The sequence below is a fragment of the Pseudomonas sp. 1L-C-7-B-C1 genome (assembly GCF_057291635.1).
The window spans coordinates 84,106-107,840 of sequence record NZ_JBXAWH010000016.1 but is presented as its reverse complement, the minus strand read 5'-3'; the positions used below and the strand labels follow the sequence as shown (position 1 = coordinate 107,840).

Here is a 23,735-nt window from a genome sequence, read left to right as displayed (position 1 = left end):
CACCGCACGTCTCGGCACTCACGTCTCGGCACTAAGGATGGAATTGCCTGCTGCATCCGCACGCCAGGCACTGCGCGGCCCCTGATATGGAAATGAATCCGATGGTCAAACCGGTCACGTCTACTCGTCTGGTGATGCTGTTTTCCCTGTGTCTGGTGCTGTTTTACAACCTGGCGACCTGGCGCGCATTGGTTGATCTGGCGCAGTTACAAGGCGTCAAAGCCATCGCGTTTTATGTGTCGTTTGCCCTCCTGCTGTGGGCTGCGATCACCCTGCTGCTCACGCCTTTTTCGTTTCGCGCGACGCTCAAGCCGGTGCTGAGTCTGGTTGCGCTGTGCTCGGCGGCCGCGGCGTATTTCATGAACACCTACGGCATCAGCATCGACACGACGATGATGGAAAACGTGATCGAGACCAACCCCGGTGAGGCCCAGGCCCTGTTGAGCGGCAAGCTGTTTCTCTACCTGGGACTGCTGGGCGTGCTGCCGATCGCACTGATCTGGCGGGTGCCGGTGACCTACCGCCGCGTATTGCCCGGGCTGGTCAACAAAGTGCTGGTGTGCACCGGCTGTCTGCTGGTGATCGCCACTGCCGTCGGACCCTTCTACTCGACCTATGCGCCGATATTTCGCGACGAAGACAAGCTCACCCACTTCATCAACCCGACCAACTACCTCTACGCCATTGGCAAGCTGACCAAGCAGACCGTCGCCATCAAGGAGACGCTGAACATCCAGACCGTCGGCGCCGACGCTGCGCTCAGCCCGCAGGCGCAACAGCGGCCGAGAAAGAGCCTGATGATCTTTGTCGTCGGCGAAACGGCCCGCGCCGATCACTTCTCTCTCAACGGTTACGGGCGGGAGACCAACCCGGAGCTGAAGAAGCAGGACATTCTCAACTTCACCCACGTGGCCTCGTGCGGCACGTCAACCGCCGTGTCAGTGCCGTGCATGTTTTCGAAGTTTCCGCGCACTGATTACAGCGACAAAAAGGGCAAGACCTACGAGGGTCTGCTGGACATGCTTCAGCGCGCCGGTCTGAAAGTGCTGTGGCTGGACAACAACAGCGATTGCAAAGGCACCTGCCTGCGCGTGCCCCACCGCGACATTCCGAAAAATCAGCCGAGCCCGTTCTGCGATGGTCAGAATTGCCTCGACGAATCGCTGCTGGTGGGCTTGCAGGACTACATCGATTCGCTGCAGGACAACGCCATCATCGTCCTCCATTCCGATGGCAGCCACGGTCCGGAATACTACGATCGCTACCCCAAAAGCCTCGAACGCTTTACGCCGGTTTGCCACACCAATCAGTTGGGCAGTTGCACGTCCGACGAGCTGAAAAACGTCTACGACAACACCATTCTCTACACCGACCATTTCCTGTCCCAGACCATCGAACTGCTTAAGCGCAATCAGGACAAGGTCGATACCTCGATGATCTACGTCTCGGACCACGGCGAATCCCTCGGTGAAAACGGCATCTATTTGCACGCCGCGCCGTACGCCATCGCTCCGACCGCCCAGACCCACGTGCCGATGGTGATGTGGTTTGGCCACTCGACCCTGGAAGACGCCGGCGTCGATCGCACCTGCCTGGCCGCCAGGCAAGACCAGCCGGACCTGAGCCATGACTATGTGTTTCATTCGGTGCTAGGCTTGCTCGGCGTTACCAGCACGGAATACCAGCCGGCGCTGGACCTCTTTCACAGCTGCAAACGCGACAAGGGATGAGTTGAGATGACCTGCCAGAACCCGGTGAAACGTCTTGATCAACCGGTGTTCTGGCGGGACGCGCAGCTGCCGTTCATTGAAGCGCGCTCCATCGACGACGGCCGCAAGGTCTGTTATTCCCGTCATTCCCACGAGGTGTTCTCCATCGGCGCAATCACCGCCGGGCAAAGCACCTACCTGCACGAGAAAACCACCCAGACCATCGCCGCCGGCACCGTTGTGGTGATGAACCCCGGCGAGGTCCACGCCTGCAATCCCATCGACGATCAGCCGTGGTCCTACCTGATGCTGTACGTCAACGCGCAATGGCTGGGCGCGCTGCAGCAGGATTGCGGGGTCAACAACGGCGGCGTGTTTCGGGGGTATCCGACCACCCACAGTCGTGATCCGCTGTTGTTCGACGGGCTGCTGGCGCTGCATCGGCGGCTGGTGGATTCGCAGCTGGAGACGCTGGCAAAACAGGAGGCCGCGGTCGGGTTCTTCACGCGGGTCGAACAGCGTCTGGGCGGCTCGGCGCTGACACCGAGACGGCCCAATCCCAAGGTCGCACGTGTGGCGCGGTTCATCGATGCGCATTACTTGCAACCGATTCGGCTGGAAGACCTGTGCGCGGTGGCGAATCTGTCCGAGGCCTACCTGATTCGCGCGTTCGAGCAGCATTACCACATGACCCCGCACGCCTGGCTGGTCAACCGGCGCATCCAGCACGGCCAGGCGCAATTGCGCAGCGGCGAGCCCATCGCCGACATTGCCCAGCAGAGTGGCTTTGCCGATCAGGCGCACTTTCAGCGGGCGTTCAAAAAGCATCTGGCTCTGACGCCGGGCCAGTACAAACCGTGATCGGACTTTTGCGTGTCCGGACCTGAACGGGCTCAGACGTAAAACAGTGACACCGCGCAGCCTGCCAACAGCGCCGCCATGCTGCGGTTGAACACGCGGATGCGTCGGGGACTGCGCAGATACGGGCCAAGAAAAGCACCGGCGTAGGCCCAGCAGCCCACCGACAGGTAGCACACGACAAAGTAAATCAGCGCAAATAGACCGATCAGTCGCGCCTCACCATCGGCCACGAACGCGCCCATCCCCGCCACCGCCGCCAGCCACGCTTTCGGGTTCAGCCACTGCATCGCCGCGCCGTGCAGAAAAGACGGCTCGCGGGTCGGTTTGGCAACGTCGAGGCGGCCGTCGTCCATGGCCAGTTTCCACGCGAGATAGAGCAGAAACGCTACCCCCGCCCAGCGAATGATCTCGGTGAGCATCGAGTAGCGTTGCAGCACTTCATGCAGCCCGAACCCGGTGAACATCAGCAGCACGACGAAGCCCACCGTCGCGCCGAGCACATGACGCAGGCTGGCGATCAGGCCGAACTGCGCACCCGAGCTGAGCGCCACGACGTTCACCGGCCCCGGCGATATGGACGCGGCCAGCGCGAACGCCGTCATGGAAATCATCAGGTTCATTGCACGTCTCATCTGTCATTGACTGTCAGGTGAGTGTACGAAGTGCGGCCGGGCGGTGATTGAACAAAACTGACCAATCGCAGCCCGGGTGTTTGGGTCAGTCGTGGGCCTGGGACAAGGGCCGCGCCACTTCTTCGAGGGATTTGCCTTCCGATGCCACGCCCCAGATGGCCTGCACCACCGCGGCCAGCAACATCAACGCCGCGCCGATCAGGTACCCAAAGAACACCGGCCCGCGCTCGTGGGTGTCGATCAGCTCGCCGAACAGTGTTGGACCAACAATGCCACCCAGCGCCGTGCCGAACGCATAGAACACCGCAATCGCCAGTGCACGGATCTCCAGCGGGAAGGTTTCGGCGACGGTCAGGTACGCCGAACTGGCCGCTGCCGAGGCGAAGAAGAAGATGATCATCCAGGCGATGGCCTGTTGGGTGACGTCCAGAATGCCCTGCTGAAACAAATAGCCGCTGACGGTCAGCAAAACCCCGGAGACGGCGTAAGTCAGGCTGATCATGACCCGCCGCCCCACCACATCGAACAGCCGGCCGAGCAGCAAGGGCCCGCAGAAATTGCCCAGCGCCAGGGGCAGCACGTACCAGCCGATGGAGGCCGACGGCACTTGGTAGAACTCGGTGAGCACCAGCGCGTAGGTGAAGAAGATGGCGTTGTAGAAGAACGCCTGAGCGGTCAGCAACGTCAGGCCCACCAGGGCGCGACGGCGGTAGGTGTTGAACAGCGTGTGGAAAATCTCTTTCAGCGGCGTGTGGTCCCGGGCGTGCAGACGCAATGGCGGACCCGTTGGCGCGGAGAGGTCGTGGCCCTGTTGGCGCAGGCGCTCTTCGATGCCTTCCACAATCACCCTCGCCTCCTCGCCCTGGCCGTGAATCAGCAACCAGCGCGGACTTTCCGGCAGCCACAGGCGCATCAGCAGAATGATCAGACCCAGCACCGCGCCGATGCCGAAACACAGGCGCCAGCCCATGTCCGCGCCGACCCACGACGCGTCCAGCAGGACGATGGAGCCGACCGCGCCCAGGGCCGCGCCGATCCAGAAGGTGCCGTTGATGGTCAGGTCCACCCAGCCGCGAAACCGGGCCGGGGTAAATTCCTGAATGGTGGAATTGATCGCCGTGTATTCGCCGCCGATGCCCATCCCGGTGAGAAAGCGGAACAGCAGGAAACTCCAGAGGCTGAAGGAGAACGCCGTGGCGGCAGTCGCGGTGATGTACAGCGCGAGGGTGATGAAGAACAGTTTGCGCCGACCGAGACGGTCGGTCAGCCAGCCGAAGAACAACGCCCCCAGTACCGCGCCGCAGATATAGGCACCGCCGGCCAGGCCGATGTCGGCGTTGGTCAGGTGCAGCACCGGGCTGTCTTTCAAGGCTCCGGACACCGAGCCCGCCAGTGTCACCTCGAGCCCGTCGAGCAGCCAAGTGATGCCCAGCGCAAACACCAGCAAGGTATGAAACCGCCCCCACGGCAGACGATCGAGCCGGGCTGGAAGATCCGTTTCGAACACCTCCCCTTTGCTGTCCGCCGCTACCGCCTGCACGCCGCTGATCGCCATGACTCGTCCCCGTGGATCGGAAGTGATCTGTGGGTTCAGAGTTCGCGGGGTGGGCGGGAGTTCAGCGAGGTGTTGGGACCTGTGTCAGCCGCTGAGGCTGTGGGACTGAACTTGATCAGGAAGGGGTAGGAACAGTCAGCCACTTTCTTCTTTGAGGGAGAGCAAGCCTTCGCGAGCAAGCTCGCTCCCACAGGATCGCCGATCAACTCGCGATCTCAGTCATTTTCCCAAACCTGTGGGAGTGAGCTTGCTCACGAAGAAGCTCGTGCATTCAGCCTTCGATCGCGCCTTGCAAAGCGTGGGTACGAACAACAATCCAAAAAAGAACCCACCTGACGGTGGGCTTCTTTTTCAACGCCGCAGCATGACGTTAAACGTTGAACACCGTCACCAGCTTGGTGTTCAGGTACGCCTCGATCGCTTCGGTACCGCCCTCGGACCCGTAGCCGGAATCCTTGATGCCACCGAACGGCACTTCAACCAGGCCGATGCCCTGGTGGTTGATCGACAGCATGCCGGCTTCGATGCGGGTGCTGAGGATGTGGGTGGTTTTCATCGACGAAGTAAACGCATACGACGCCAGACCAAACGGCACGCGGTTGGATTCCTTGACGGCATCCTCGACCGTGTCGAACGGCACCAGCAGCGCCACCGGGCCGAACGGTTCTTCGTTCATGATGCGCATTTCGGTGGTCAGGCCGCTGAGGACAGTGGGCTGGAAGAAGTAGCCCGGCCCTTCGATGGCCTTGCCGCCGACGTGGACCTTGGCGCCCTTGTCGCTGGCGTCCTTGATCAACGCCGACAACGCCGGAATGCGACGCTCATTGGCCACCGGGCCCATGGTCACGCCCTGCTCCAGGCCGTTGCCGACTTTCAGCTCGTGGGCGTGGCCGACGAACTTCTCGACGAATTCATCGAACACGCCGCGCTGAACCAGAATCCGCGTGGGTGACACGCAGACCTGCCCGGCATTGCGGAATTTGGCACCGGCTAGCGTGCGGGCGGCGAGGTCGATATCGGCGTCGTCGAACACCAGCGCCGGGGCGTGGCCGCCGAGCTCCATGGTCGCGCGCTTCATGTGCTGACCGGCCAGCGCTGCCAGTTGCTTGCCGACAGGGGTCGAACCGGTGAAGGTGACTTTCTTGATGGTCGGGTGCGCAATCAGGTAGCTGGAAATCTGTGCAGGGTCGCCGTATACCAGGCCGATGACGCCCGCCGGAACGCCGGCATCGACGAACGCGCGGACCAGTTCGGCAGGCGACGCCGGGGTTTCTTCCGGGGCCTTGACGATGATCGAGCAGCCGGCCGCCAGCGCCGAGGACAGTTTGCGTACTACCTGGTTGATCGGGAAGTTCCACGGCGTGAAGGCCGCCACCGGGCCGACCGGCTCTTTGATGACTTTCTGCTCCACCGAGACATTGCGCGATGGGACCAGTCGGCCATAGGCGCGACGGCCTTCTTCGGCCAGCCAGTCGATGATGTCGGCGGCAGACAGGGTTTCCATGCGCGCTTCGGCCAGGGGTTTGCCCTGTTCCTGGGTCATGATGTTGGCGATGTGGTCGACGCGGTCGCGCAGCAGGTTGGCGGCCTTTTGCATGATTTTGTAGCGGTCGTAGGCCGGGGTGCTGCGCCAGGTTTCAAAGCCGCGCTCGGCCGCTGCGAGCGCCTGATCCAGATCGGCGATGTCGGCATGGGCGACGGTGCCGAGGGTTTCACCGTCGGCGGGGTTGATGACGTCGAGGGTGCGGCCGTCTGCACTGGCACGCCATTGACCATCGATGAAGAGCTGAACGTCTGGGTACATGGGGAACTCCGGATGCGGGATTGTTCAAGACATAGGGGTTGTCAGGGCTTTTTTCAATGGGGCTGCCGAGATCCAGAGGAGATCAAGGGCGTCGGCCTGGGGGCCGACTGTTTCGCCTTCGGCGACTTACTTTTGAAAAGCACCAAAAGTAAGCAAAAGTGCCTGCTCCTGGTTGGGCCCTTCGTTCCTCAGGGTTCCCTCACTCCGACGACGCTCCGTGGGCCCGCGCCGAACGGACATCCATGTCCTGACGGCGCTCTCGCCGCATCCATGCGGCTCGACCCACTGCGCGTCGTCTGCGTTCGGCCTGCACCCAAGTCGCGATTTGTGGTGTCTGGACTTTTTGCGCATGAAGATCAAAAGCAGATCAGAAGCAAAGCAAAAGCTTCCCGGCTGAAGCCGGTCCTACAGTCCGAGCCAATCCCACTGACTGCACACGGTGCCCTTGTAGGACTGGCTTTAGCCGGGAAGAGGCCGGTTTGTTCACCATAGATGCTGATTGTTCCCACGCTCCGCGTGGTCACACCGCCCCGGACGCTCCGCGTCTTGCAGATCGCACGGGGTGTATTAGATCTGCATCAACTGCCGAGCGTAGGCGTGGAGCACTTCGCGCTGGATGATGAAACTGGCGTATTTGCCTTCGCGCAGGGTGGCGATGAGGCCGGCGCGCTCGAGCTCTTTGGTGTGGTGGGAAACGGTGGCGGCGCTGACCGGATGGACCTTCAGCACTTCGGCGCAGGGCAGCGCCTGTTCGCTGTCGCCGATCTGAATCAGGATCCGAAAGCGTCGGCTGTCCGCCAGCGCCCGGGCGATCAATGCGATTTGCGACTCACTCAACGGGAACTGCTGTGCCGTGCTCTTGATCATCGTGACGCCTCAGTAAAAACCTCCTTGTCCAGAGATACTGCGGAACAAACTCGACAGGCTGGTGACGGTCACCACTGATGGCGGTCGACACTGGCGGTCAACATTATGGAGGCTTTCGGCAAAAGATGGTTCAGCGCCGTGAGCATTTGCCTGGAACCAGCCGACATCGATCGCTGACCTGGGTAATGTTTTCTGGCATCCTGCGCGCCCTTTTTCCCACGGCCGACTGCCATGCCTCGCCTCACGATTTGTACACAATCTTCTACTAAAATGTATTTCTACTTGTGGACATGTTGTACAGTCGGCAATCCTGACCGGCAAGACAAGATGTCCGCACCGGTGGGAGATGTGTCATCCGCAAAGCCCATGACCCCATAAAAACAAAATGGCAGGCTAACCATGACCGCACCCCGCAACAGCGCCCCGACCCGCTCGGCTTCTGCTTCAGTTTCATCCAGATCAGACCTCATCTACGGCCTGCATGACCGACCGCATTTTACTGCCGCGATCTTTGCCGCGTTGCAGCACGTGCTGGCCAGTTTCGTCGGCATCATCACCCCTACCCTCATCGTCGGCAGCGTGCTCGGGCTGGACAGCGAAGTGCCGTACCTGATCAGCATGGCGTTGTTCGTGTCCGGGCTGGGCACCTTCGTTCAGGCCAAACGCTTTGGCCCGATCGGTTCGGGCCTGCTGTGTCTGCAGGGCACCAGTTTCTCCTTTCTCAGCGTCATACTCAGCGCGGGGTTTCTGGTGAAGAGTCGCGGCGGCGGCACAGAGGAAATCCTTTCCACGATCTTCGGCGTGTGCTTCTGCGCGGCGTTCGTCGAAGTCGCCCTCAGCCAGTTCATCGGTAAATTGCGCAAGCTGATCACCCCGGTGGTCACCGGCACGATCATTACCCTTATGGGCCTGTCGCTGTTGAAAGTGGCGATGACCGACATGGCCGGCGGCTTTGGCGCAGGCGACCTGGGTTCGGCGGCGAACATGGGCCTGGCAGGTCTGGTGCTGATCACCATCGTGGTCCTCAACCGGTTCAACATCCCGTTACTGCGCCTGAGTGCGATCATCATCGCCTTGGCCCTGGGCTTCGCCGTCGCGTGGTTCATGGGTCGGGTGGATTTCGCGCAGATGCCCCATGTTCCGGTGATGAGCCTGCCGGTGCCGTTCAAATACGGCTTTTCCTTCGATCTGCTGGCGTTCATCCCGATCGCGGTGATCTTTCTCGTGTCGCCGCTGGAGGCCGCCGGGGACCTTACCGCCAACTCGATGATTTCCCGGCAACCGGTGAGCGGGCCGGTGTACATCCGCCGGATCAAGTCGGGGCTGCTGGCGGACGGGCTGAATTCGGCGCTGGCCGCGACCTTCAATAGCCTGCCCATGGTGACGTTCGCGCAGAACAACGGGGTCATTCAGCTGACCGGCGTGGCCAGCCGCTACGTGGCGTTTTACATCGCCGGGATTCTGGTGCTGCTGGGCCTGTTTCCGGTCATCGGCGCTGTGCTGCAGCTGATGCCGAAGCCGGTGCTGGGCGGCGCGACGCTGATCATGTTTGGCACCGTCGCGGTGGCGGGCATCAAGATCCTCTCGGAAGCCGGCCTGCATCGGCGCAATATGCTGATCGTGGCGATTTCCCTGGGCATGGGCCTGGGCGTCGCTGCCGTGCCGGAGGTCTTGCGCGAGCTGCCCAAGGCGCTGCACAACATTTTCGAATCGCCCATCACCGTCGGCGCGTTCTGCGCGATCCTCCTTAATATCTTTCTGCCAGAGGAATACCAGGAGCCGGAGCTCACGGAATTCGACCCGGAAGCCGCGACCTTGAAGGTGCTGCAGGACCCGTCCCCCGGCCCTGATGCAGAAGCTGCTGCGGCACCTGACGCAGAACCTCTTCCGGCGCGCGGGGTCGCACACTTGAATCGTCAGGACGTTTGAAGGGGCATGTTGCGCCCCAACGGCCTGCCACGGGAGTCACCGATGCCGCTACGCCCGATCCGCACCCTCCTCGCCGGCCTGACCATGGTGCTCGCACTGAGCGCCTGCGCGCTGTTTCCCAACCGCGACCCGTTGAATATCAACGTGGTGGGCATCGATCCCCTGCCCGGCCAGGATCTGGAAATCCGCTTCGCCGTGAAGCTCCGCCTGCAAAATCCCAACGACACCGACATCCAGTACGACGGTGTGGCGCTGAACCTGGACGTCAACGGCCGGCTGCTGGCGTCCGGCGTGAGTGACCAGAAAGGCACGATCGGGCGTTTCTCCGAGGGCGTACTGACCGTGCCGGTCACGGTTTCAGCCTTTGCCGCCCTGCGCCAGGCGGTGGGCCTCGCTGATCAGCAGCGCCTGGACAACCTGCCCTACGAGCTGCACGGCAAGCTGGCCGGCGGGCTGTTCGGCACGATGCGCTTTGAAGACAGCGGCACGCTGAGCCTGCCGAAACCGGCTAGCGGAAGTTGGTGATACCGCGCCCCATGACCGATTTTGAGCTTCCACTGGGACGGGCTTTAGCCGGGAAGGCATCAAAAGCGCTGTATTGAATCCCTCAACCCCGCGCCGCCGCCACCAGACGATTGACCTCGGCGCGCACCATGTTGGCGTACTCCGGTGGCGACATGGCGTCGAGTTCGCCGCGCACCCACTCCGACCATTTGCCCTTGCGTTTGGCCCGCTCGCCCATCAACCGGGCAGCGTCACCCTTGGCCTTGCCCAGATTGCTCTGCCACAGATCGAACAGACGAGACTTTTCGTCCTCGATGGCGGCGCGTTCCGGAAGGGTTTTATTGGCCAGGTTGTAGCTCATGGTATGTACCTCGATGTGCAAAACGAAACGCATGAACGGAGCCGTATCGGCTCGAAAAACGTCAGCATCTTACACCCGGTGAAGACAATTCCCGACCCTGTTCATTGTACTTTTTGGCCGCCGGCGGATTTGGGCTGCAACTTTTCAGGCACTCAAAACTCCATTGCACACTGCCATAACCACTGAAAGGAAATTTGCCATGGCTCGTAAAACTGCTGCCCAAAACGCCGCTGTCGAACAGATCAAGGATCAAGCGTTCAGCGAACTGGCCGCCCTCATTGAAGAGTCCGACAAATTGCTCAAGGACAGCGCCTCACTGGTTGGCGAAGAAGCCGACACCGTGCGCGCTCAACTGAGCCAGAAGCTCAAGCAGGCCATGGAGTCCGTGAGCAGCGTGCGCGAACGCGCCAAGCCAGCCGTCGATGCCACCGAAAACTACATCGGCGGCCACCCATGGCAGACCGTGGCGGTCTCTGCAGGCTTCGGTCTGGTCGTGGGTCTGCTGCTGGGCCGTCGTTGATCATCGACGTCTGACTCTGCTCCAAGACGGGGTTTGGCCGGGGCATCCTTTGATGTCACCGGCCTCGGATCCTCAGGAGTGTGGCGGGATCACTTCCAGCTGCGACAGTCGATGGGCCTTGGCCATCGCGGCATCGATATCCATCTTCGCCTTCTCGGCGTCAGCCTGAGACTCGAACGGCCCGATCATGACCACTTCTCTGCCATCGACCTTGACCACGTAAGACGGGTAATGGTGCTCGACCAGCCAATACGTCATGTCGCTCAGTGCTTCCTTCAAATGGACACGAATGGTCCATTGCTGCGAAGCCGGCGTCGGCGCTTCCGCCACCGAATCAGTGCTCGGAACCTGGGCGGGTGTCGCCGGCTTGCCGCCATCACAACCCGCCAGCATCAACACCGCTACCATCATTGCCATCTTGCGCACGTCTGTTGCTCCTCGTTTGAAGTGGCCGGAGTCTATCACCGCAGGTGGATGCGAGTTGTAACTGGCCGCCGCTAGAATGCTCGGCCACAACAGCGAATTCGCTTTCACCCTTGCCTGTGACAGCATTCTGAGAACGGTGCGGCCGCCTTTGCAAAATAACGCCGAACCCAATGATGGCACTGTGGTCAATCTTTCAAGTCTTTTCGCCGGCGCGTCTTTCATGACATTCACTTCAACTAATGCGAGCCTGCGCTTGGCCGACAGGGTATCGTTGCCCGCCCAACGCCCACACGCGCAATCGACGAAAGCCGATCTATCGTGAACACATCCATGACTTCCGCGACGCCCGCGCCGATGACTGACATTTCTCACCGCCAGGCCCATGCATCCGAGCAACCGCCCGCGCCAGCGCTGGGCGAGACGCACACGCGCGCTGATCAGTGGATCATCTGCGAGCATTGCGACTCGGTCTACGAGGCCATGCCCCTGAACAGAGGCGAGGCTGCCTATTGCCTGCGCTGCGCCGCGATTCTGCGCCGCAGTCACCGGCTGACCATCGAGCAACTGCTCGCACTGAGCCTCGCCGCCTGCGTCCTGTTCATCTTCGCCAACGTGTTTCCGGTCATCAGCATCAGCATGCAAGGCCTGCACAACGAGGTGACCCTCTGGGGTTCGGTTCAAGCGCTGGCCCAGGGGCAGATCACGCTGATCGCCCTGGTCGCAGGGCTGGCCATCATTCTCGCGCCGGCGCTGCAGATCGCCCTGCTGTTCTGGGTGCTGGCGCATGCCCATCGCGGCGAGATCGCCCCCGGCTTCAAAATGTGCATGCGCACCCTTGAACACCTGCGGCCCTGGAGCATGCTGGAGGTGTGCCTGCTGGGGATTCTGGTGGCGATCGTCAAGCTGGCAGGCATGCTGGACGTACACGCAGGCGCAGGCCTGTGGGCCATGGCAATGCTGATGGTGCTGATCCTGTTGATCGCCGGCAAAGACATCCGCCGTCTGTGGGACGAACTGGGAGTTGACCCGCAATGACCGGCATTCCCTACGCCCGCGACTACAAAGTCACCTTGTGTCACGTGTGCAGTTACGTCTGCCCGGAAGACGCCCATGAATGCCCGCGCTGCGATTCGCCGGTGCATCGGCGCAAGCCCAACAGCCTGACGCGCACCTGGGCATTTCTGATTGCAGGGCTGATCTTCTACATTCCGGCCAACCTGCTGCCGGTGATGTATACGACCATGCTCGGCAGCAGCAGTGAGAACACCATCATGAGCGGGGTCATCGAGTTCGCCGAAAGCGGCTCATGGGACATCGCCATTCTGATTTTCATCGCCAGCGTGGTCGTGCCGTGCATCAAGTTTCTGGTGCTGGGGCTGATGCTGGTGACTTGCCAGCGCCGCAGCACATGGGCGATGCGCGAGCGCTCGCGGCTGTTTCGTTTCATTGAACTGATCGGCTACTGGTCCATGCTCGACGTGCTGGTGGTCGCGCTGGTGGCAGCGCTGGTTCAGTTTCGCGGGCTCAGCACCATCGAGCCGCGCCTTGGCATTCTGTTTTTTGGTTTGGTGGTGGTGATGACCATGCTTGCCGCCATGACGTTCGATCCCCGGCTAATCTGGGACGCAGAGGTTGAAGATGTCCGATAACACCCTACCCCCCTCCCCGCCGACCCGACCGCAGGTCAAGGCACGCAAGGTCCGCGTGTCACTGGTCTGGCTGGTGCCGATCGTCGCCGCCCTGATCGGCTTGTCGATGGTGGTTCATGACTTCCTCAACGTCGGCCCCAAAGTGGTGGTGAGCTTCCTCACGGCCGAAGGTCTGGAAGCCAAGAAAACCCAGGTCAAGTACAAGAACGTGGTCATCGGCATGGTCACCGACATCGAACTCAGCGATGACCGCACTCACGTGCTGGCAAGCATCGACCTGAACCAGTCGGCCGTGCCGTTCACCCGCGCCGACACACAGTACTGGGTGGTGCGGCCGCGCATCGGCGCCCATGGCGTGACCGGCGTCGATACCCTGTTATCAGGGGCGTTCATCGGCGCCGATGCCGGCAACTCGGAAGAAACCAAGAAAGACTTCACCGGCCTGGAAACCCCGCCGGCCGTGACGTTTGGCGAGAAAGGCAAGCGCTTCATTCTGCACACCGACGACCTTGGCTCGCTGGACATCGGCTCGCCGGTGTACTTCCGCCGCATCCAGGTGGGCCAGGTCGTGGCCTACGAACTGGCGAAGGACGGCAAGGGCGTGGACGTCGAAATTTTCGTCGGCGCGCCCAACGATCAATTCGTCCTCGACGATTCACGCTTCTGGAACGCCAGCGGTGTGGACGTCACCCTTGGTGCTTCGGGCCTGAAAGTGTCCACCCAGTCCATGGCGTCGATCCTCTCCGGCGGTATCGCCTTCCGTGAACCCAAGTACAGTCCGGACGCCAAGCCGGCCAACGGCAACGCCGAATTCAAGCTGTTCGAGGACCAGGCCACTGCGCTGGCCCCACCCGACGGCGAACCCAAATACATCCGCATGCGCTTCAACCAGTCGCTGCGCGGCCTTGTGGTCAATGCGCCGGTGGACTTCCTCGGCGTCAACGTGGGCCGCGTGGTGTCCGTTGACCTCGACTATGACGCGGCGACGGGCACCTTCCCCGGCATCGTCGGCGCCGTGATCTATCCACAGCGGCTGGGCGCAGCCAATGACAAGCTGAAACAGCAGGCCGGCGGCGGCGACGATGAAGAGCAGACCTCCAGAATTCTCGGTCAGTTTGTCGAGCGCGGGCTGCGGGCGCAGGTGCGCACCGGCAACCTGCTGACCGGCCAGCTTTATGTGGCCATGGATTTCGATCCCAAGGCGGCGAAGATTTCCTACAACGCCAAGGCGCGTCCGTTGGAGATTCCGACGGTGCCCGGCAGTTTCGATAAGCTGCAGGAGCAGTTGCAGCAGTTTGTCGACAAGCTTGGCAAGATCCCCCTCGACGACCTGGCAAAGAACCTCAACGGCAGCCTGATCGAACTCCAGAAAACCATGAAGCAGGTCAACAGCGACGTGTTGCCACAGATGCGTGGCGCGTTGCAGCAAGCGCAAAAAACCCTGGGCACGGCCAACGAGGCGCTGTCGGATGACTCGCCGGCACGTCAGCAACTGGGTCAAGCCATGGACGAAGTGCAGCGGACGGCGCGCTCAGTGCGGGTGTTGACCGACTTCCTCAGTCGCCATCCGGAATCACTGATTCGCGGTCGCACTGGCGACGCGGCGCCCGGTTCGTATAAAGGATCATCCTCTTCCCGTGAAATCGCTCCGGAGCCGGCCCAATGACGCTGCGTAATTCTCTTCTTGCCCTGGGGTGTGTGCTCGGTGTGGCGGCCTGCGCCTCCACGCCGACCCACTATTACACGTTGATCGCGCCGGCCACTCCGGTGCCGGCGAATGTAAGCCCGGCGCCGTTTCAGTTCGAAATGCAGGCTGTGCTCATGGCGGTGCAGGTCGACCAGCCGCCGCTGGTCATCCGCCAGGGTAATGGCAGCCTGGCGATCCTGGAGAACGAACGCTGGGGCGCGCCGTTGGGCGATGAATTCCATGACGCGCTGACTGGACAGCTGGAGCGTCGCTTCGGGTCCCGAGACCTTGCCGGGCTGCCGAAACAGGGTAACCAGCCGGTGCTATCGGTGCGCACTGACGTACGTCGCTTTGAATCGGTGCTGGATCAATACGCCCTGATCGACGTGGTCTGGAACCTGAGCCTGCGCGGCAGCGGTGCCGGGCCCGGTACCCAGCGGCAGACCCTCACCTGCAGCAGCGTGATTCGGCAACCAGCAGCCTCCGGCATGGAAAACCTGGTGCTCGCTCATCAGCAAGCCGTGTCGGCTCTCGCTGAAGCCATCGCGCGGACCGCCTCGCAATGGGCGCGCCAACCCGATGCCCGCTGCCCTTCCTGACAGCATCGGCGCCCGGTCCCCAGACGCCCGGGCGTTCCCATCAGCGCACCTCCTTCACGCCACTATCCATAAAGCCCACCGGTCCTACCCAAGTCCTTCGTTCGAATGGTTGTAATACAACTGTTTGAGAAAATTCCTACAACACGCTATTTTCGGATCCACATTCAAACCGAATGACGGTATTGTCTGGTCCTGTATGAATAGACAAATCTCTTAAGCCGCACCCGTTTGCGTTGATCTGCTCATCCTCCCGCCGAGTCGGTCCATGAATTCGCATTCAGCTGCTTGACCTCAGGGATCCTCAAACGGAGTTGAGCACATGAAAGGCATTGGCCTGCGACTCAGGCAGGAACGCAACAGACTGAAGCTGTCACAGAGCGCATTAGGCGCTATTGGCGGCGTCGAGACCAACGCACAGGGCAATTACGAGAACGGCACCCGGTCGCCGAAGGCCGATTATCTGCTGCGCATCGCCGAGGCCGGTGTCGACCTGAACTACGTCATGAGTGGCAACAGGGCATCGCCGAACGCAGTGAACAGAGCATCGGTGATAGATCCTGAGGAACCGCCGGACGTATACCCCCATCTCACCAAAGTCACCCATCAGCTGCACCGTAATTTATACGGCCTCATTGAGGCTTCGCTGCAGTTGACGCAACTCATCGAAGTGCGCAACCACGATGCTCGGTTCAGCGAAGCAAATGTGCAGCTGGAAACGATCCGGGTTGAAGCGCAGTCGCTGGCCCAGGCCACGATGAAGTTGATCTTCGAGACCTCGAAGCTGGTGTAAAGCGGCATGGTAGGAGATGAGGCTGTGTGGGGAGAGGCCCTCCTCACACAGCGCAGTACAGACGCCCCCGAATCAGCGACGCTTCAACCGGTCGATGATCACCGCCAGCAGCAGGATCGTGCCGCGGATCACGTATTGGTAAAACGTGTCGATGTTCTTCAGGTTCATGGCGTTCTCGATGATTGCCAGAATCAACACCCCTGCGATCACGTGGCGAATCATGCCGATGCCGCCGCTCAGGGACACCCCGCCCAGTACGCACGCAGAAATCACCGTCAGCTCAAAGCCCTGGCCGATCATCGGCTGACCCGAGGTCATGCGCGAGGCCAGCACCACGCCAGCCAGCGCGCCGATCAAACCGTGCACGGCAAAGATGATGATCTTGGTCCGGTCAACGTGTACGCCAGCCAGAAGCGCCGCTTCCTGGTTGCCGCCGATGGCCAGGGTGTTGCGTCCGTAGGTGGTGTAGTTCAACAGCCAGCCGAAGAAGATAAAGCAGACGATGGTGATCAGAATCGGCACCGGCACGCCGAACAGCTGACCGTTACCGAACACGAAGAAGGCCTCGTCGCCGACGCCCACGGCTTTACCGTTGGAGAAGATGTACGCCAGCCCCCGCACAATCTGCATGGTCGCCAGCGTGGTGATCAGCGCGTTGATGCGCAGCTTGGCGATGACGATGCCGTTGATCAGCCCGACCAGCAAGCCCATGGCCAGCGCCGCCGATACGCCCAGAAACACGCTGTCGGTGTCACGTATGACGATCCCGGCAATGACGCCTGAGCACGCCAGCACCGAACCGACCGACAGGTCGAAATGCCCTGACGCCAGGCAGTACAGCATGGTGCAGGCGGCAATACCAACGGTGGAAATCGCCAGGCCCAGACCACGCATATTCAGCGGTGACATGAAGTTGTCGATCAAAAGCGCACAGAGCACAAAGATGCCCAGGGCGGCCATGAGCATGGCCCAGTCGTCGACGAATCGACGCAGGTTCATGCCTTGGCGGGGAGCCGTCAGGCTGGATTCGGTAGACATACGCACCTCGTTCTTATTTTTCATAGCCAGTTTTCATAGCCAGGTTCAACCGCGCGTACGCGGCAATGCCAGTTGCAGAAGACGCTGCTCATTGGCCTCTTCGCGGGACAATTCGCCGGTGATGGCGCCTTCACTCATCACCAGAATCCGATCGGAAATGCCCATGACCTCCATCAGGTCGCTGGACACCACAATGACCGCAATGCCATCGGCGGCGAGGTTGTGGATGATCTGGTAGATCTCGGATTTGGCGCCGATGTCGATGCCCCGGGTGGGCTCATCCAGCAAGAGCACCTTCATCGGCATCGACAGCCAGCGGCCCAGAATGGCCTTCTGCTGATTGCCGCCCGATAGAAACAGCATTTGCTGTTCGGGCGAAGGCGTCTTGACGTTCATCGACTTGATCTGGTGCCGGGCGTTGTCACGCTCCCAGCGGCCCTGAATCAGGCAGCCCAGGCTGACATGGCGAGGGCGCGCACCGATGTTGATGTTCTCGGCGACACTGGACAGCGGCACGATGCCTTCTTTTTTGCGGTCTTCCGGGCACAGCAGAATGCCGGCGTCGATGGCGTCGCGCGGTGAACGCAGGTTCAGCGGCTTGCCCTCCAGTTGCAAGGCCCCGGCCTGACTGCGCGTCAGCCCCGACAGCATGCGAAACATCTCGGTCCGACCGGCGCCGACCAGCCCGAAGAAGCCAAGGATCTCCCCCTTCTCCACGGCAAAACTGACGGGCTCCTGCAAACCGGGGCCCATCAGGCCAGTCACTCGCAGGCTCGGCCCCTGATGCTGGCGCGGCCGATAGTTGTAGATGTCCTGGATGTCGCGCCCAACCATACAGGTCACGAGGCGGTCATGGTCCAGATCAGCCATGTCCTCGAAGGTGCGCACGAAGCGCCCATCCTTGAACACGGTGACGGCGTCACACACGCGGAAGATTTCTTCCATGCGGTGAGACACGTAGAGAATGACCCGGCCTTCATCCCGCAGCCGGGTGATGATCGCCATCAGACGATCGATCTCGCGCGCCGACAGGCTGCTGGTGGGTTCGTCGAACGCAATCACATGGGCGTTGCGCGACATGGCCTTGGCGATTTCCACCAATTGCCGCTGACCCAGGGAGAGATCACCCAGGCGCGTGTTCGGGTCGATCTCGTCGGCCAGACCTTTGAGCAGCTCCCTCGCGCGTCGGACCATGGCCCGACGGTTGATCATGCCCCAGCGATTGGGCATGTGACCGAGCAGCAGGTTTTCCGCCACCGACATTTCCGGGACCAAGTGCAGTTCCTGGTGAATCACCGCGACGCCGGCCGCGATGCTGTCAGCGGTTGATTTGAACGCCAGGTGCTGATCGCCGATCTGCAGATCGCCGCTGTTGGGCTGGTACGAGCCGCCGAGGATTTTCAGCAGCGTCGATTTACCCGCGCCGTTCTCGCCCATCAGCGCATGAACGCTGCCTGGCCGAGCTTCGAAATTGATGTCCGACAGTGCCTTCACACCGGGGAAGGTTTTACCGATCCCGTTGAAACGCAGGCTGCCGCCGTGCTGAACCTGTTGCTGAACCGATGCCTGTTGCATGAACCACCTCCACCCTGCCCCACCCTTGCCGGGTGGGACGGGGCCTCGCAGATATCCGCCTGATTTTCAGGCGTCCCGACTCGACTGCCGCGGTTACTTGTACAGACCGATCTTGGTCAGCACGTCCTTGAAGTTGGCGCGGGTGATCAGCGTCACGTCGTCCATCGCGGTGTATTTCGCAGGTTCTTTGCCGGTGGTGACCCACTCGTACATCTGCAGGGCGGTGTTGTAGCCTTCTTTGTCGGGGCTGGGCAGCATCGATCCGAAGAAGCCGCTTTCCTTCTTCTTCAGCTCATCGATAGCGTCAGTGCCGTTGATGCCGATGCCGATCACGTTGGCCGCGGTGAAGCCAGCACCCGCTGTGGCGCGCACGCCGCCCAGAACGGTGTTGTCGTTCATGCCGCCGATGATGAGGTTTTTCGCCCCGCTTGGCAGTTTCGGCAGGGCCGCACCGGTGGAGTCCATGCTGCCCGGCACGTCGAGGGTTTTCTGCGGCGCGAAGAGGATGTGATCCTCAGGCAAACCGGCTTTCTTCAACGCATCCACCGAACCGTCGGTGCGCTTCTTGCCGGTGTCGAGCTCGTTGTAGGTGTTGATGATCGCGTAGGTTTCTTTCCAGTCCCACTTGCGATTCTTCGCTTCGTCGGCCATGGCCGCGCCCTGTTTCTGGCCGACTTCGAACGCGGCCATGCCCAGGTACGGCACGTCTTCCATGAACTTGCCTTTGGCGTCGACAAAACGGTCGTCGACGGCCATCACTTTCATGTCATTGGCTTTGGCTTTGGCGACGATGGACGGGCCGAGGGAAACATCAGGCGGGCAGATGACAAACCCTTTGGCGCCGTTGGCGGCGAGGCTGTCGATGGCGGAGAGGGTTTTCTCACCGTCGGGAACGGCAATTTTGATCACTTCAAAACCGTGTTCCTGGCCGGCTTTTTCAGCGAAGGCCCATTCGGTCTGGAACCAGGGCTCTTCAGCCTGTTTGACCAGGAAGCCGATCTTGACCTTATCAGCGGCGGATACACCGCCGCTCATGCCCAGGATGGCGGTGGCAACAGCAGCACAGCACAGGGAACGAATCCCGTGGCGACTCAACATAGCTAACTCCTTATTTTTATTGACTAGCTACAGCGTTCAGCAGTGAGTGTCGGGACGGAATGCAGCTGGAACAACGCAGGCCGACCGACTGAAAACAGTCATATCATATTATCAATGAAGCCTATGTAACCGAGTGTCACACCTCTACCGCACAGGGTTTGGCTCACCCCGCAAAGCGATGCGAGGGCATGCCCTTGATGCCCATTTTCATCTGAATCACAGATCCATCCAGCTCCAGCGCGCCTTCTGCAGGCCGCGCGCTGGTGACGAATAACGTGGTCATGTCCGGCCCGCCGAACACGCAACTGGTCGGGTGACTGACCGGCAACTCGACGACCCGATCAACGCTGCCATCGGGGCCAAAACGGATCAGGCAGCCACCCCCCCAGCGGGCGTTCCAGACAAAACCATCTTCGTCCATCGCCGAGCCATCGGGGGCACCGCGCGAATGCTCATGGGCCCAGACCTCGCGGTCGCCCAAAGAGTGATCGTCGTTGATCGGGTAACGATAGATCACGCCGTCCAGGGTGTCTGCGGTCAGTACCGCTGCATCGTTCTCCGGCCAGACCAGGGTGTTGACGATGCCTTGCCCACTGAGCAAAGGCGCGACTGAGGCATCGCCGTCGACGCGGTAAAGTCCGCCGGAGCGACGCTCGATCGGCAGGTCACCGCCCCCCTCGTCCAGGTTGTTCTGCATGGTCCCCAGCCACAGCCGGCCGTGCCGGTCGCAACGGGCTTCGTTGGCACGGTTGCCGGCCACAGGGTCAGCGGCGCAGAGCAGAGAAATAACAGGCTGATGGGACGGGGAATCGAGGTCGAGACGGTGGACCCCGCTGGCGAGGGTGACCAGTGCATCGCCTGTCGTGGTAGGTATGAAGGCGGAGACCGGTTCGCTGAACTGCCAGTGGGACAGCTTGCCGGCGTGAAGGCGCAGCGCACGGAAGCCGGCGATATCGACCCAGTACAACGCCTGATGGGCATGGTCCCAGAACGGCCCTTCGGCCAATTTGAAACGCTGGTCACAGACCGGCAGCCATTTCATGGAAGGTTTCCTGCTTATTATTGTAGGTCTGTGAGCCACTCAAAAAGCTCACCTCTAAAACGTCAAACGTGCCTGCTCAGGAATAGCGCGACAGCGGTTGTTCCCGTGAACGCGCGATCACTTCACCAGCGTTTTCGATCAGACTCATGCAGGCCCATACACCCCGCGCCGAATCCCGGTTCGCAATGGCGTCCGCCAGATCCTTGTGCAACGGCAAGGTTCTGCCCAGCTCGCCGGGCACCGCCGATGACACTTCAAACGAAATCGCCAGCAGAGCACCCAGTGCCGGCAGCATCTGCTCGATAAACTGGTTGTGACTCGCCGCCAGCACCGCTTCATGGAAGCGTTGATCCGCAGCGTTGTAATCGCCGAAGTCGGCGACGCTGGCCGCAAGCTGCGCATAGGCTGCCTGAATCCCGGCAATTTGCTCCGGTGTCGCCCTTTCACACGCCCATCGCACCGCCATCGGTTCAATGGCGCGTCTCAAATCCAGCAGGTCCAGCACAAAACTGGTCGGCAGACCTTTTGCCGCTAGCCAGCCCACGACCTGCGGGTCAAACAGATTCCAGGCGCGTACTGGCAATACCCGCGTGCCCACCTTGGGCCCGACTTCCAGCAACCCCTTGGCGACCAAGGTCTTGATGGCCTCGCGAATCACCGTCCGGCTGACCCCGAACTCTTCACCCAACGCCGCTTCAACCTTCAGCGACTGCCCCGGCATCACGTTGCCTTGAGCAATCCAGGCCCCCAGGCGGTCTACCGTCGACGCATGAAAACTGCTGCTCATTGATCCGCCCCTGTTTGCGGTGTGTTCCGCGAATCGAGGCTAATGATCATACGATTAGGCGTCAATCGCCTGTACAGGCGGGCGATTCTGGACTAGACCTTCCCGCGTCAGGACAGACACTGCCTTTCGCCAAATAGTATTACAATTTATTTTTAAAGCGAGTGCTTTTGATCTATAAGTCGAAATATCGGGGCCTTCCAGGCTGAATAGTATGACCAATCGCTAAATCCAGGCCATTGACGTACTGCTTGGCGGTAGCGCTTCGAGCAATGAGGCTGATGCCTTGGGGCAACACCCCCGAAATACTCACAACAACACGCCTATAAAAACAAAAGGATCGACGCAATGAGAAAGACGCTTATCCCTGCCCTGGGCCTGTCGCTGATGGCCGCGGCCCTGCACGTGCACGCCGCCGGGCTGTCCACTGAACACGGTGCTTTCGGTAAACTCGCCGATGGCACGCCGGTCGAGAAATACACCTTGCGTAACAGCAAGGGCATGCAAGCCACCGTCATCACATACGGCGGCACGTTGCAGTCGCTGCTGGTGCCAGACAAGCACGGCAAGGCTGAAGACGTGGTTCTGGGCTTCGATGACGTGGACGGCTACGTCAAAGGGACCGCATTTTTCGGCGCCACCATTGGCCGCTTTGGCAATCGCCTGGCGGGCGGCAAGTTCTCCCTGGATGGCAAAAGCTATCAGGTGCCGCTGAATGACAAGACCAACTCCCTGCATGGCGGCCCGAAAGGCTTCGACAAGCAGATCTGGAAGGCCGAAGAGGTCAAGGACAAAGGCTCGGTCGGGGTCAAGCTGACGTACGTCTCGATCGATGGCGAGATGGGTTTCCCCGGTACGCTGAAAACCGAAGTCACCTATAGCCTGAACGACAAGAACGAGTTGCGCATTCAGTACCACGCGACGACGGACAAACCGACCGTCCTCAACCTCACCAACCACAGTTACTTCAACCTGGCAGGCGCGGGTAACGGCGACATTCTGGATCAGGTGGCGGTGGTGCATGCTGCGCATTACACGCCGGTCAACGAGACGCTGATCCCGACCGGTGAGCTGCCGCCAGTGGCCGGCACACCGTTTGACTTCCTCAAACCCGTCGCCTTCGGCAAGCGCATCCGTGAAGACAACCAGCAGCTCAAGTTCGCCGAAGCGACCCAGGGCGGCTACGACCATAACTGGGTGCTCGACACCAAAGGCAAGCTGTCGAATCTGGCAGCGGACGTGGTCGATCCGAAGTCGGGTCGTCGTTTGCAGCTGTTTACCACCGAGCCCGGCGTCCAGCTGTACACAGGCAACTTCCTCGACGGCACCGTCAAAGGTAAGGGCGGCAAGATCTATCCGCACTGGGGCGCATTCACGCTGGAAACCCAGCACTACCCGGACTCGCCGAACCAGCCCGCCTTCCCTTCGACTCGCCTGGAACCGGGTAAGGCCTACACCCAGACCACTGTGTTCAAATTCCTGAACAAGTAACCATTTGGGTGTGAAAACGGGGCGGCAGGACGACGTGAAGGGTCGTCACTGCCGCATCGCTCTGTGCTTCATGCAGCCAGAGTGTCGCTGCAACCGCTCAAAACCGGGGGTTTGCCACTCATTTGCAAGGGTGGTCGACGGTTCGCTCATCGTTCTGTACTAAAGCTAACCATTTGGCTTAGAACGAGAATTTCGAGTGAATTTTCCCGGCGGTGACGACTCAGTTACAAAGAGAGTGACTGATAGGGAGGTTTGCAAGCGTGGCACAGTACAAGCATTTCAGAATCGATTACCTGCTGCACGGCAGCTACAAAAGCTTCTACATCAGCGCTGAAGCCATGGACAACGCATCTGCCTGGCATTGGGCCTCTGTGGATGCCGGGTTTGGTCAGATTCCAAAATACCGCTCGGATCGCGTTCCGAAGGTTACCAAGCCAAAAGCCGAGCAACTGGGCTTGACCGATGTTGAGTGGGCTGAATCCTGATCCGCCGATCAGGCTTCCTTCTCGTGATGTGATATCTGACTTTTCCCTACGGAAACTTGCTCTGGCAGCGCGCCATTCCTGATGCGCTGCCGGGCACCCGCCGCCTGAGCGCCCCCCTCGCTTTACTTCCCACCGTTCCGGCCCGATTCGAAGAGAATTCTGACGATTAACCTGCTGCATCGGCGCCATTGGCAAACCTGATCATTAAACAACCATTGCAGCTAAGGCCTTGCAACTACAGGCTTACAGAAACTTATCCACAGAGATATTCACGCTTTCCGTGGACAACTTTTTCAACGAAATGGCGTTGACTTTGCTGCCCTCCCCGG

The 23,735-nt window shown here is 60.8% G+C and carries 23 protein-coding genes; 12 read left to right on the top strand and 11 right to left on the bottom strand.

What is annotated here, in order from left to right; translation table 11 throughout:
• The first annotated feature begins 86 nt into the window (after positions 1–86).
• On the top strand, positions 87–1,730 hold the full coding sequence (locus tag AC0Z8Z_RS22780; RefSeq protein WP_485620608.1) for a phosphoethanolamine transferase: 1,644 nt from the start codon (positions 87–89) through the stop codon (positions 1,728–1,730).
• Positions 1,731–1,736: 6 nt separating this feature from the next.
• Positions 1,737–2,570, top strand: coding sequence for an AraC family transcriptional regulator (locus AC0Z8Z_RS22775; protein WP_485620607.1), 834 nt, complete (start codon positions 1,737–1,739; stop codon positions 2,568–2,570).
• Between the two features lie 32 nt (positions 2,571–2,602).
• Here AC0Z8Z_RS22775 and AC0Z8Z_RS22770 read toward each other — a convergent pair whose 3' ends face one another.
• The 4 genes from AC0Z8Z_RS22770 to AC0Z8Z_RS22755 form a co-directional block, all read right to left on the bottom strand.
• The gene (locus AC0Z8Z_RS22770) at positions 2,603–3,190 is read right to left on the bottom strand and encodes a LysE family translocator (RefSeq protein ID WP_485620606.1); all 588 of its coding nucleotides are present in this window, start codon (positions 3,188–3,190) and stop codon (positions 2,603–2,605) included.
• 97 nt (positions 3,191–3,287) lie between these two features.
• Complete coding sequence (locus AC0Z8Z_RS22765; RefSeq protein ID WP_485620605.1) at positions 3,288–4,757, bottom strand: MFS transporter; 1,470 nt, start codon at positions 4,755–4,757, stop codon at positions 3,288–3,290.
• A gap of 370 nt (positions 4,758–5,127) precedes the next feature.
• Positions 5,128–6,561, bottom strand: coding sequence for an NAD-dependent succinate-semialdehyde dehydrogenase (locus tag AC0Z8Z_RS22760; RefSeq protein ID WP_485620604.1), 1,434 nt, complete (start codon positions 6,559–6,561; stop codon positions 5,128–5,130).
• Positions 6,562–7,128: 567 nt separating this feature from the next.
• The gene (locus AC0Z8Z_RS22755; RefSeq protein ID WP_205482901.1) at positions 7,129–7,428 is read right to left on the bottom strand and encodes an ArsR/SmtB family transcription factor; all 300 of its coding nucleotides are present in this window, start codon (positions 7,426–7,428) and stop codon (positions 7,129–7,131) included.
• 399 nt (positions 7,429–7,827) lie between these two features.
• Here AC0Z8Z_RS22755 and AC0Z8Z_RS22750 point away from each other — a divergent pair, with 399 nt between their 5' ends.
• Both AC0Z8Z_RS22750 and AC0Z8Z_RS22745 read left to right on the top strand, forming a co-directional pair.
• Positions 7,828–9,357: a nucleobase:cation symporter-2 family protein gene (locus AC0Z8Z_RS22750; protein ID WP_485620603.1), complete on the top strand. Its 1,530-nt coding sequence runs from the start codon at positions 7,828–7,830 to the stop codon at positions 9,355–9,357.
• 42 nt (positions 9,358–9,399) lie between these two features.
• On the top strand, positions 9,400–9,882 hold the full coding sequence (locus AC0Z8Z_RS22745; protein WP_485620643.1) for an LEA/WHy family protein: 483 nt from the start codon (positions 9,400–9,402) through the stop codon (positions 9,880–9,882).
• 82 nt (positions 9,883–9,964) lie between these two features.
• Here AC0Z8Z_RS22745 and AC0Z8Z_RS22740 read toward each other — a convergent pair whose 3' ends face one another.
• Positions 9,965–10,222 carry a hypothetical protein gene (locus AC0Z8Z_RS22740; protein ID WP_122534790.1) on the bottom strand — a complete coding sequence of 86 codons (258 nt, stop codon included), beginning with the start codon at positions 10,220–10,222 and terminating at the stop codon, positions 9,965–9,967.
• Positions 10,223–10,421: 199 nt separating this feature from the next.
• On the opposite strand from AC0Z8Z_RS22740, the gene AC0Z8Z_RS22735 reads away from it, so the two are divergent.
• The gene (locus AC0Z8Z_RS22735; protein WP_122625365.1) at positions 10,422–10,742 is read left to right on the top strand and encodes an ElaB/YgaM/YqjD family protein; all 321 of its coding nucleotides are present in this window, start codon (positions 10,422–10,424) and stop codon (positions 10,740–10,742) included.
• A gap of 72 nt (positions 10,743–10,814) precedes the next feature.
• Here the strand turns inward: AC0Z8Z_RS22735 and AC0Z8Z_RS22730 are convergent, their stop codons facing one another.
• On the bottom strand, positions 10,815–11,168 hold the full coding sequence (locus AC0Z8Z_RS22730; protein ID WP_172612691.1) for a hypothetical protein: 354 nt from the start codon (positions 11,166–11,168) through the stop codon (positions 10,815–10,817).
• Positions 11,169–11,648: 480 nt separating this feature from the next.
• On the opposite strand from AC0Z8Z_RS22730, the gene AC0Z8Z_RS22725 reads away from it, so the two are divergent.
• From AC0Z8Z_RS22725 to AC0Z8Z_RS22705, 5 genes are all read left to right on the top strand, one after another.
• Complete coding sequence (locus AC0Z8Z_RS22725) at positions 11,649–12,203, top strand: paraquat-inducible protein A (protein ID WP_485620642.1); 555 nt, start codon at positions 11,649–11,651, stop codon at positions 12,201–12,203.
• Positions 12,200–12,817, top strand: coding sequence for a paraquat-inducible protein A (locus AC0Z8Z_RS22720; protein ID WP_485620602.1), 618 nt, complete (start codon positions 12,200–12,202; stop codon positions 12,815–12,817). The genes AC0Z8Z_RS22725 and AC0Z8Z_RS22720 overlap by 4 nt, the downstream gene beginning before the upstream one ends.
• Positions 12,807–14,483, top strand: coding sequence for a PqiB family protein (locus AC0Z8Z_RS22715; RefSeq protein ID WP_172612693.1), 1,677 nt, complete (start codon positions 12,807–12,809; stop codon positions 14,481–14,483). The genes AC0Z8Z_RS22720 and AC0Z8Z_RS22715 overlap by 11 nt, the downstream gene beginning before the upstream one ends.
• Complete coding sequence (locus tag AC0Z8Z_RS22710; RefSeq protein WP_485620601.1) at positions 14,480–15,103, top strand: PqiC family protein; 624 nt, start codon at positions 14,480–14,482, stop codon at positions 15,101–15,103. Before AC0Z8Z_RS22715 ends, AC0Z8Z_RS22710 begins: the two co-directional genes overlap by 4 nt.
• 319 nt (positions 15,104–15,422) lie before the next feature.
• On the top strand, positions 15,423–15,893 hold the full coding sequence (locus AC0Z8Z_RS22705) for a helix-turn-helix domain-containing protein (RefSeq protein ID WP_485620600.1): 471 nt from the start codon (positions 15,423–15,425) through the stop codon (positions 15,891–15,893).
• 72 nt (positions 15,894–15,965) lie between these two features.
• Here AC0Z8Z_RS22705 and araH read toward each other — a convergent pair whose 3' ends face one another.
• The 5 genes from araH to AC0Z8Z_RS22680 all read right to left on the bottom strand — a co-directional run bounded on the left by araH (position 15,966) and on the right by AC0Z8Z_RS22680 (position 21,433).
• Complete coding sequence (araH, locus tag AC0Z8Z_RS22700) at positions 15,966–16,931, bottom strand: L-arabinose ABC transporter permease AraH (protein ID WP_065988753.1); 966 nt, start codon at positions 16,929–16,931, stop codon at positions 15,966–15,968.
• A gap of 45 nt (positions 16,932–16,976) precedes the next feature.
• Complete coding sequence (gene araG / locus AC0Z8Z_RS22695; RefSeq protein WP_485620599.1) at positions 16,977–18,506, bottom strand: L-arabinose ABC transporter ATP-binding protein AraG; 1,530 nt, start codon at positions 18,504–18,506, stop codon at positions 16,977–16,979.
• A gap of 93 nt (positions 18,507–18,599) precedes the next feature.
• Positions 18,600–19,604 (bottom strand): substrate-binding domain-containing protein, encoded by a 1,005-nt coding sequence (locus AC0Z8Z_RS22690; RefSeq protein ID WP_485620598.1) that lies wholly within the window; start codon positions 19,602–19,604, stop codon positions 18,600–18,602.
• Positions 19,605–19,767: 163 nt separating this feature from the next.
• Positions 19,768–20,646 carry an SMP-30/gluconolactonase/LRE family protein gene (locus tag AC0Z8Z_RS22685; protein WP_485620597.1) on the bottom strand — a complete coding sequence of 293 codons (879 nt, stop codon included), beginning with the start codon at positions 20,644–20,646 and terminating at the stop codon, positions 19,768–19,770.
• A 76-nt stretch (positions 20,647–20,722) separates the two neighbouring features.
• Positions 20,723–21,433 (bottom strand): FadR/GntR family transcriptional regulator, encoded by a 711-nt coding sequence (locus AC0Z8Z_RS22680; protein WP_485620596.1) that lies wholly within the window; start codon positions 21,431–21,433, stop codon positions 20,723–20,725.
• A 345-nt stretch (positions 21,434–21,778) separates the two neighbouring features.
• Between AC0Z8Z_RS22680 and AC0Z8Z_RS22675 the strand changes: the two genes are divergently transcribed.
• Positions 21,779–22,921, top strand: coding sequence for an aldose epimerase family protein (locus AC0Z8Z_RS22675; protein WP_205482889.1), 1,143 nt, complete (start codon positions 21,779–21,781; stop codon positions 22,919–22,921).
• Positions 22,922–23,181: 260 nt separating this feature from the next.
• Positions 23,182–23,406, top strand: coding sequence for a DUF6555 family protein (locus AC0Z8Z_RS22670; RefSeq protein WP_037011182.1), 225 nt, complete (start codon positions 23,182–23,184; stop codon positions 23,404–23,406).
• Positions 23,407–23,735 lie beyond the last annotated feature (329 nt).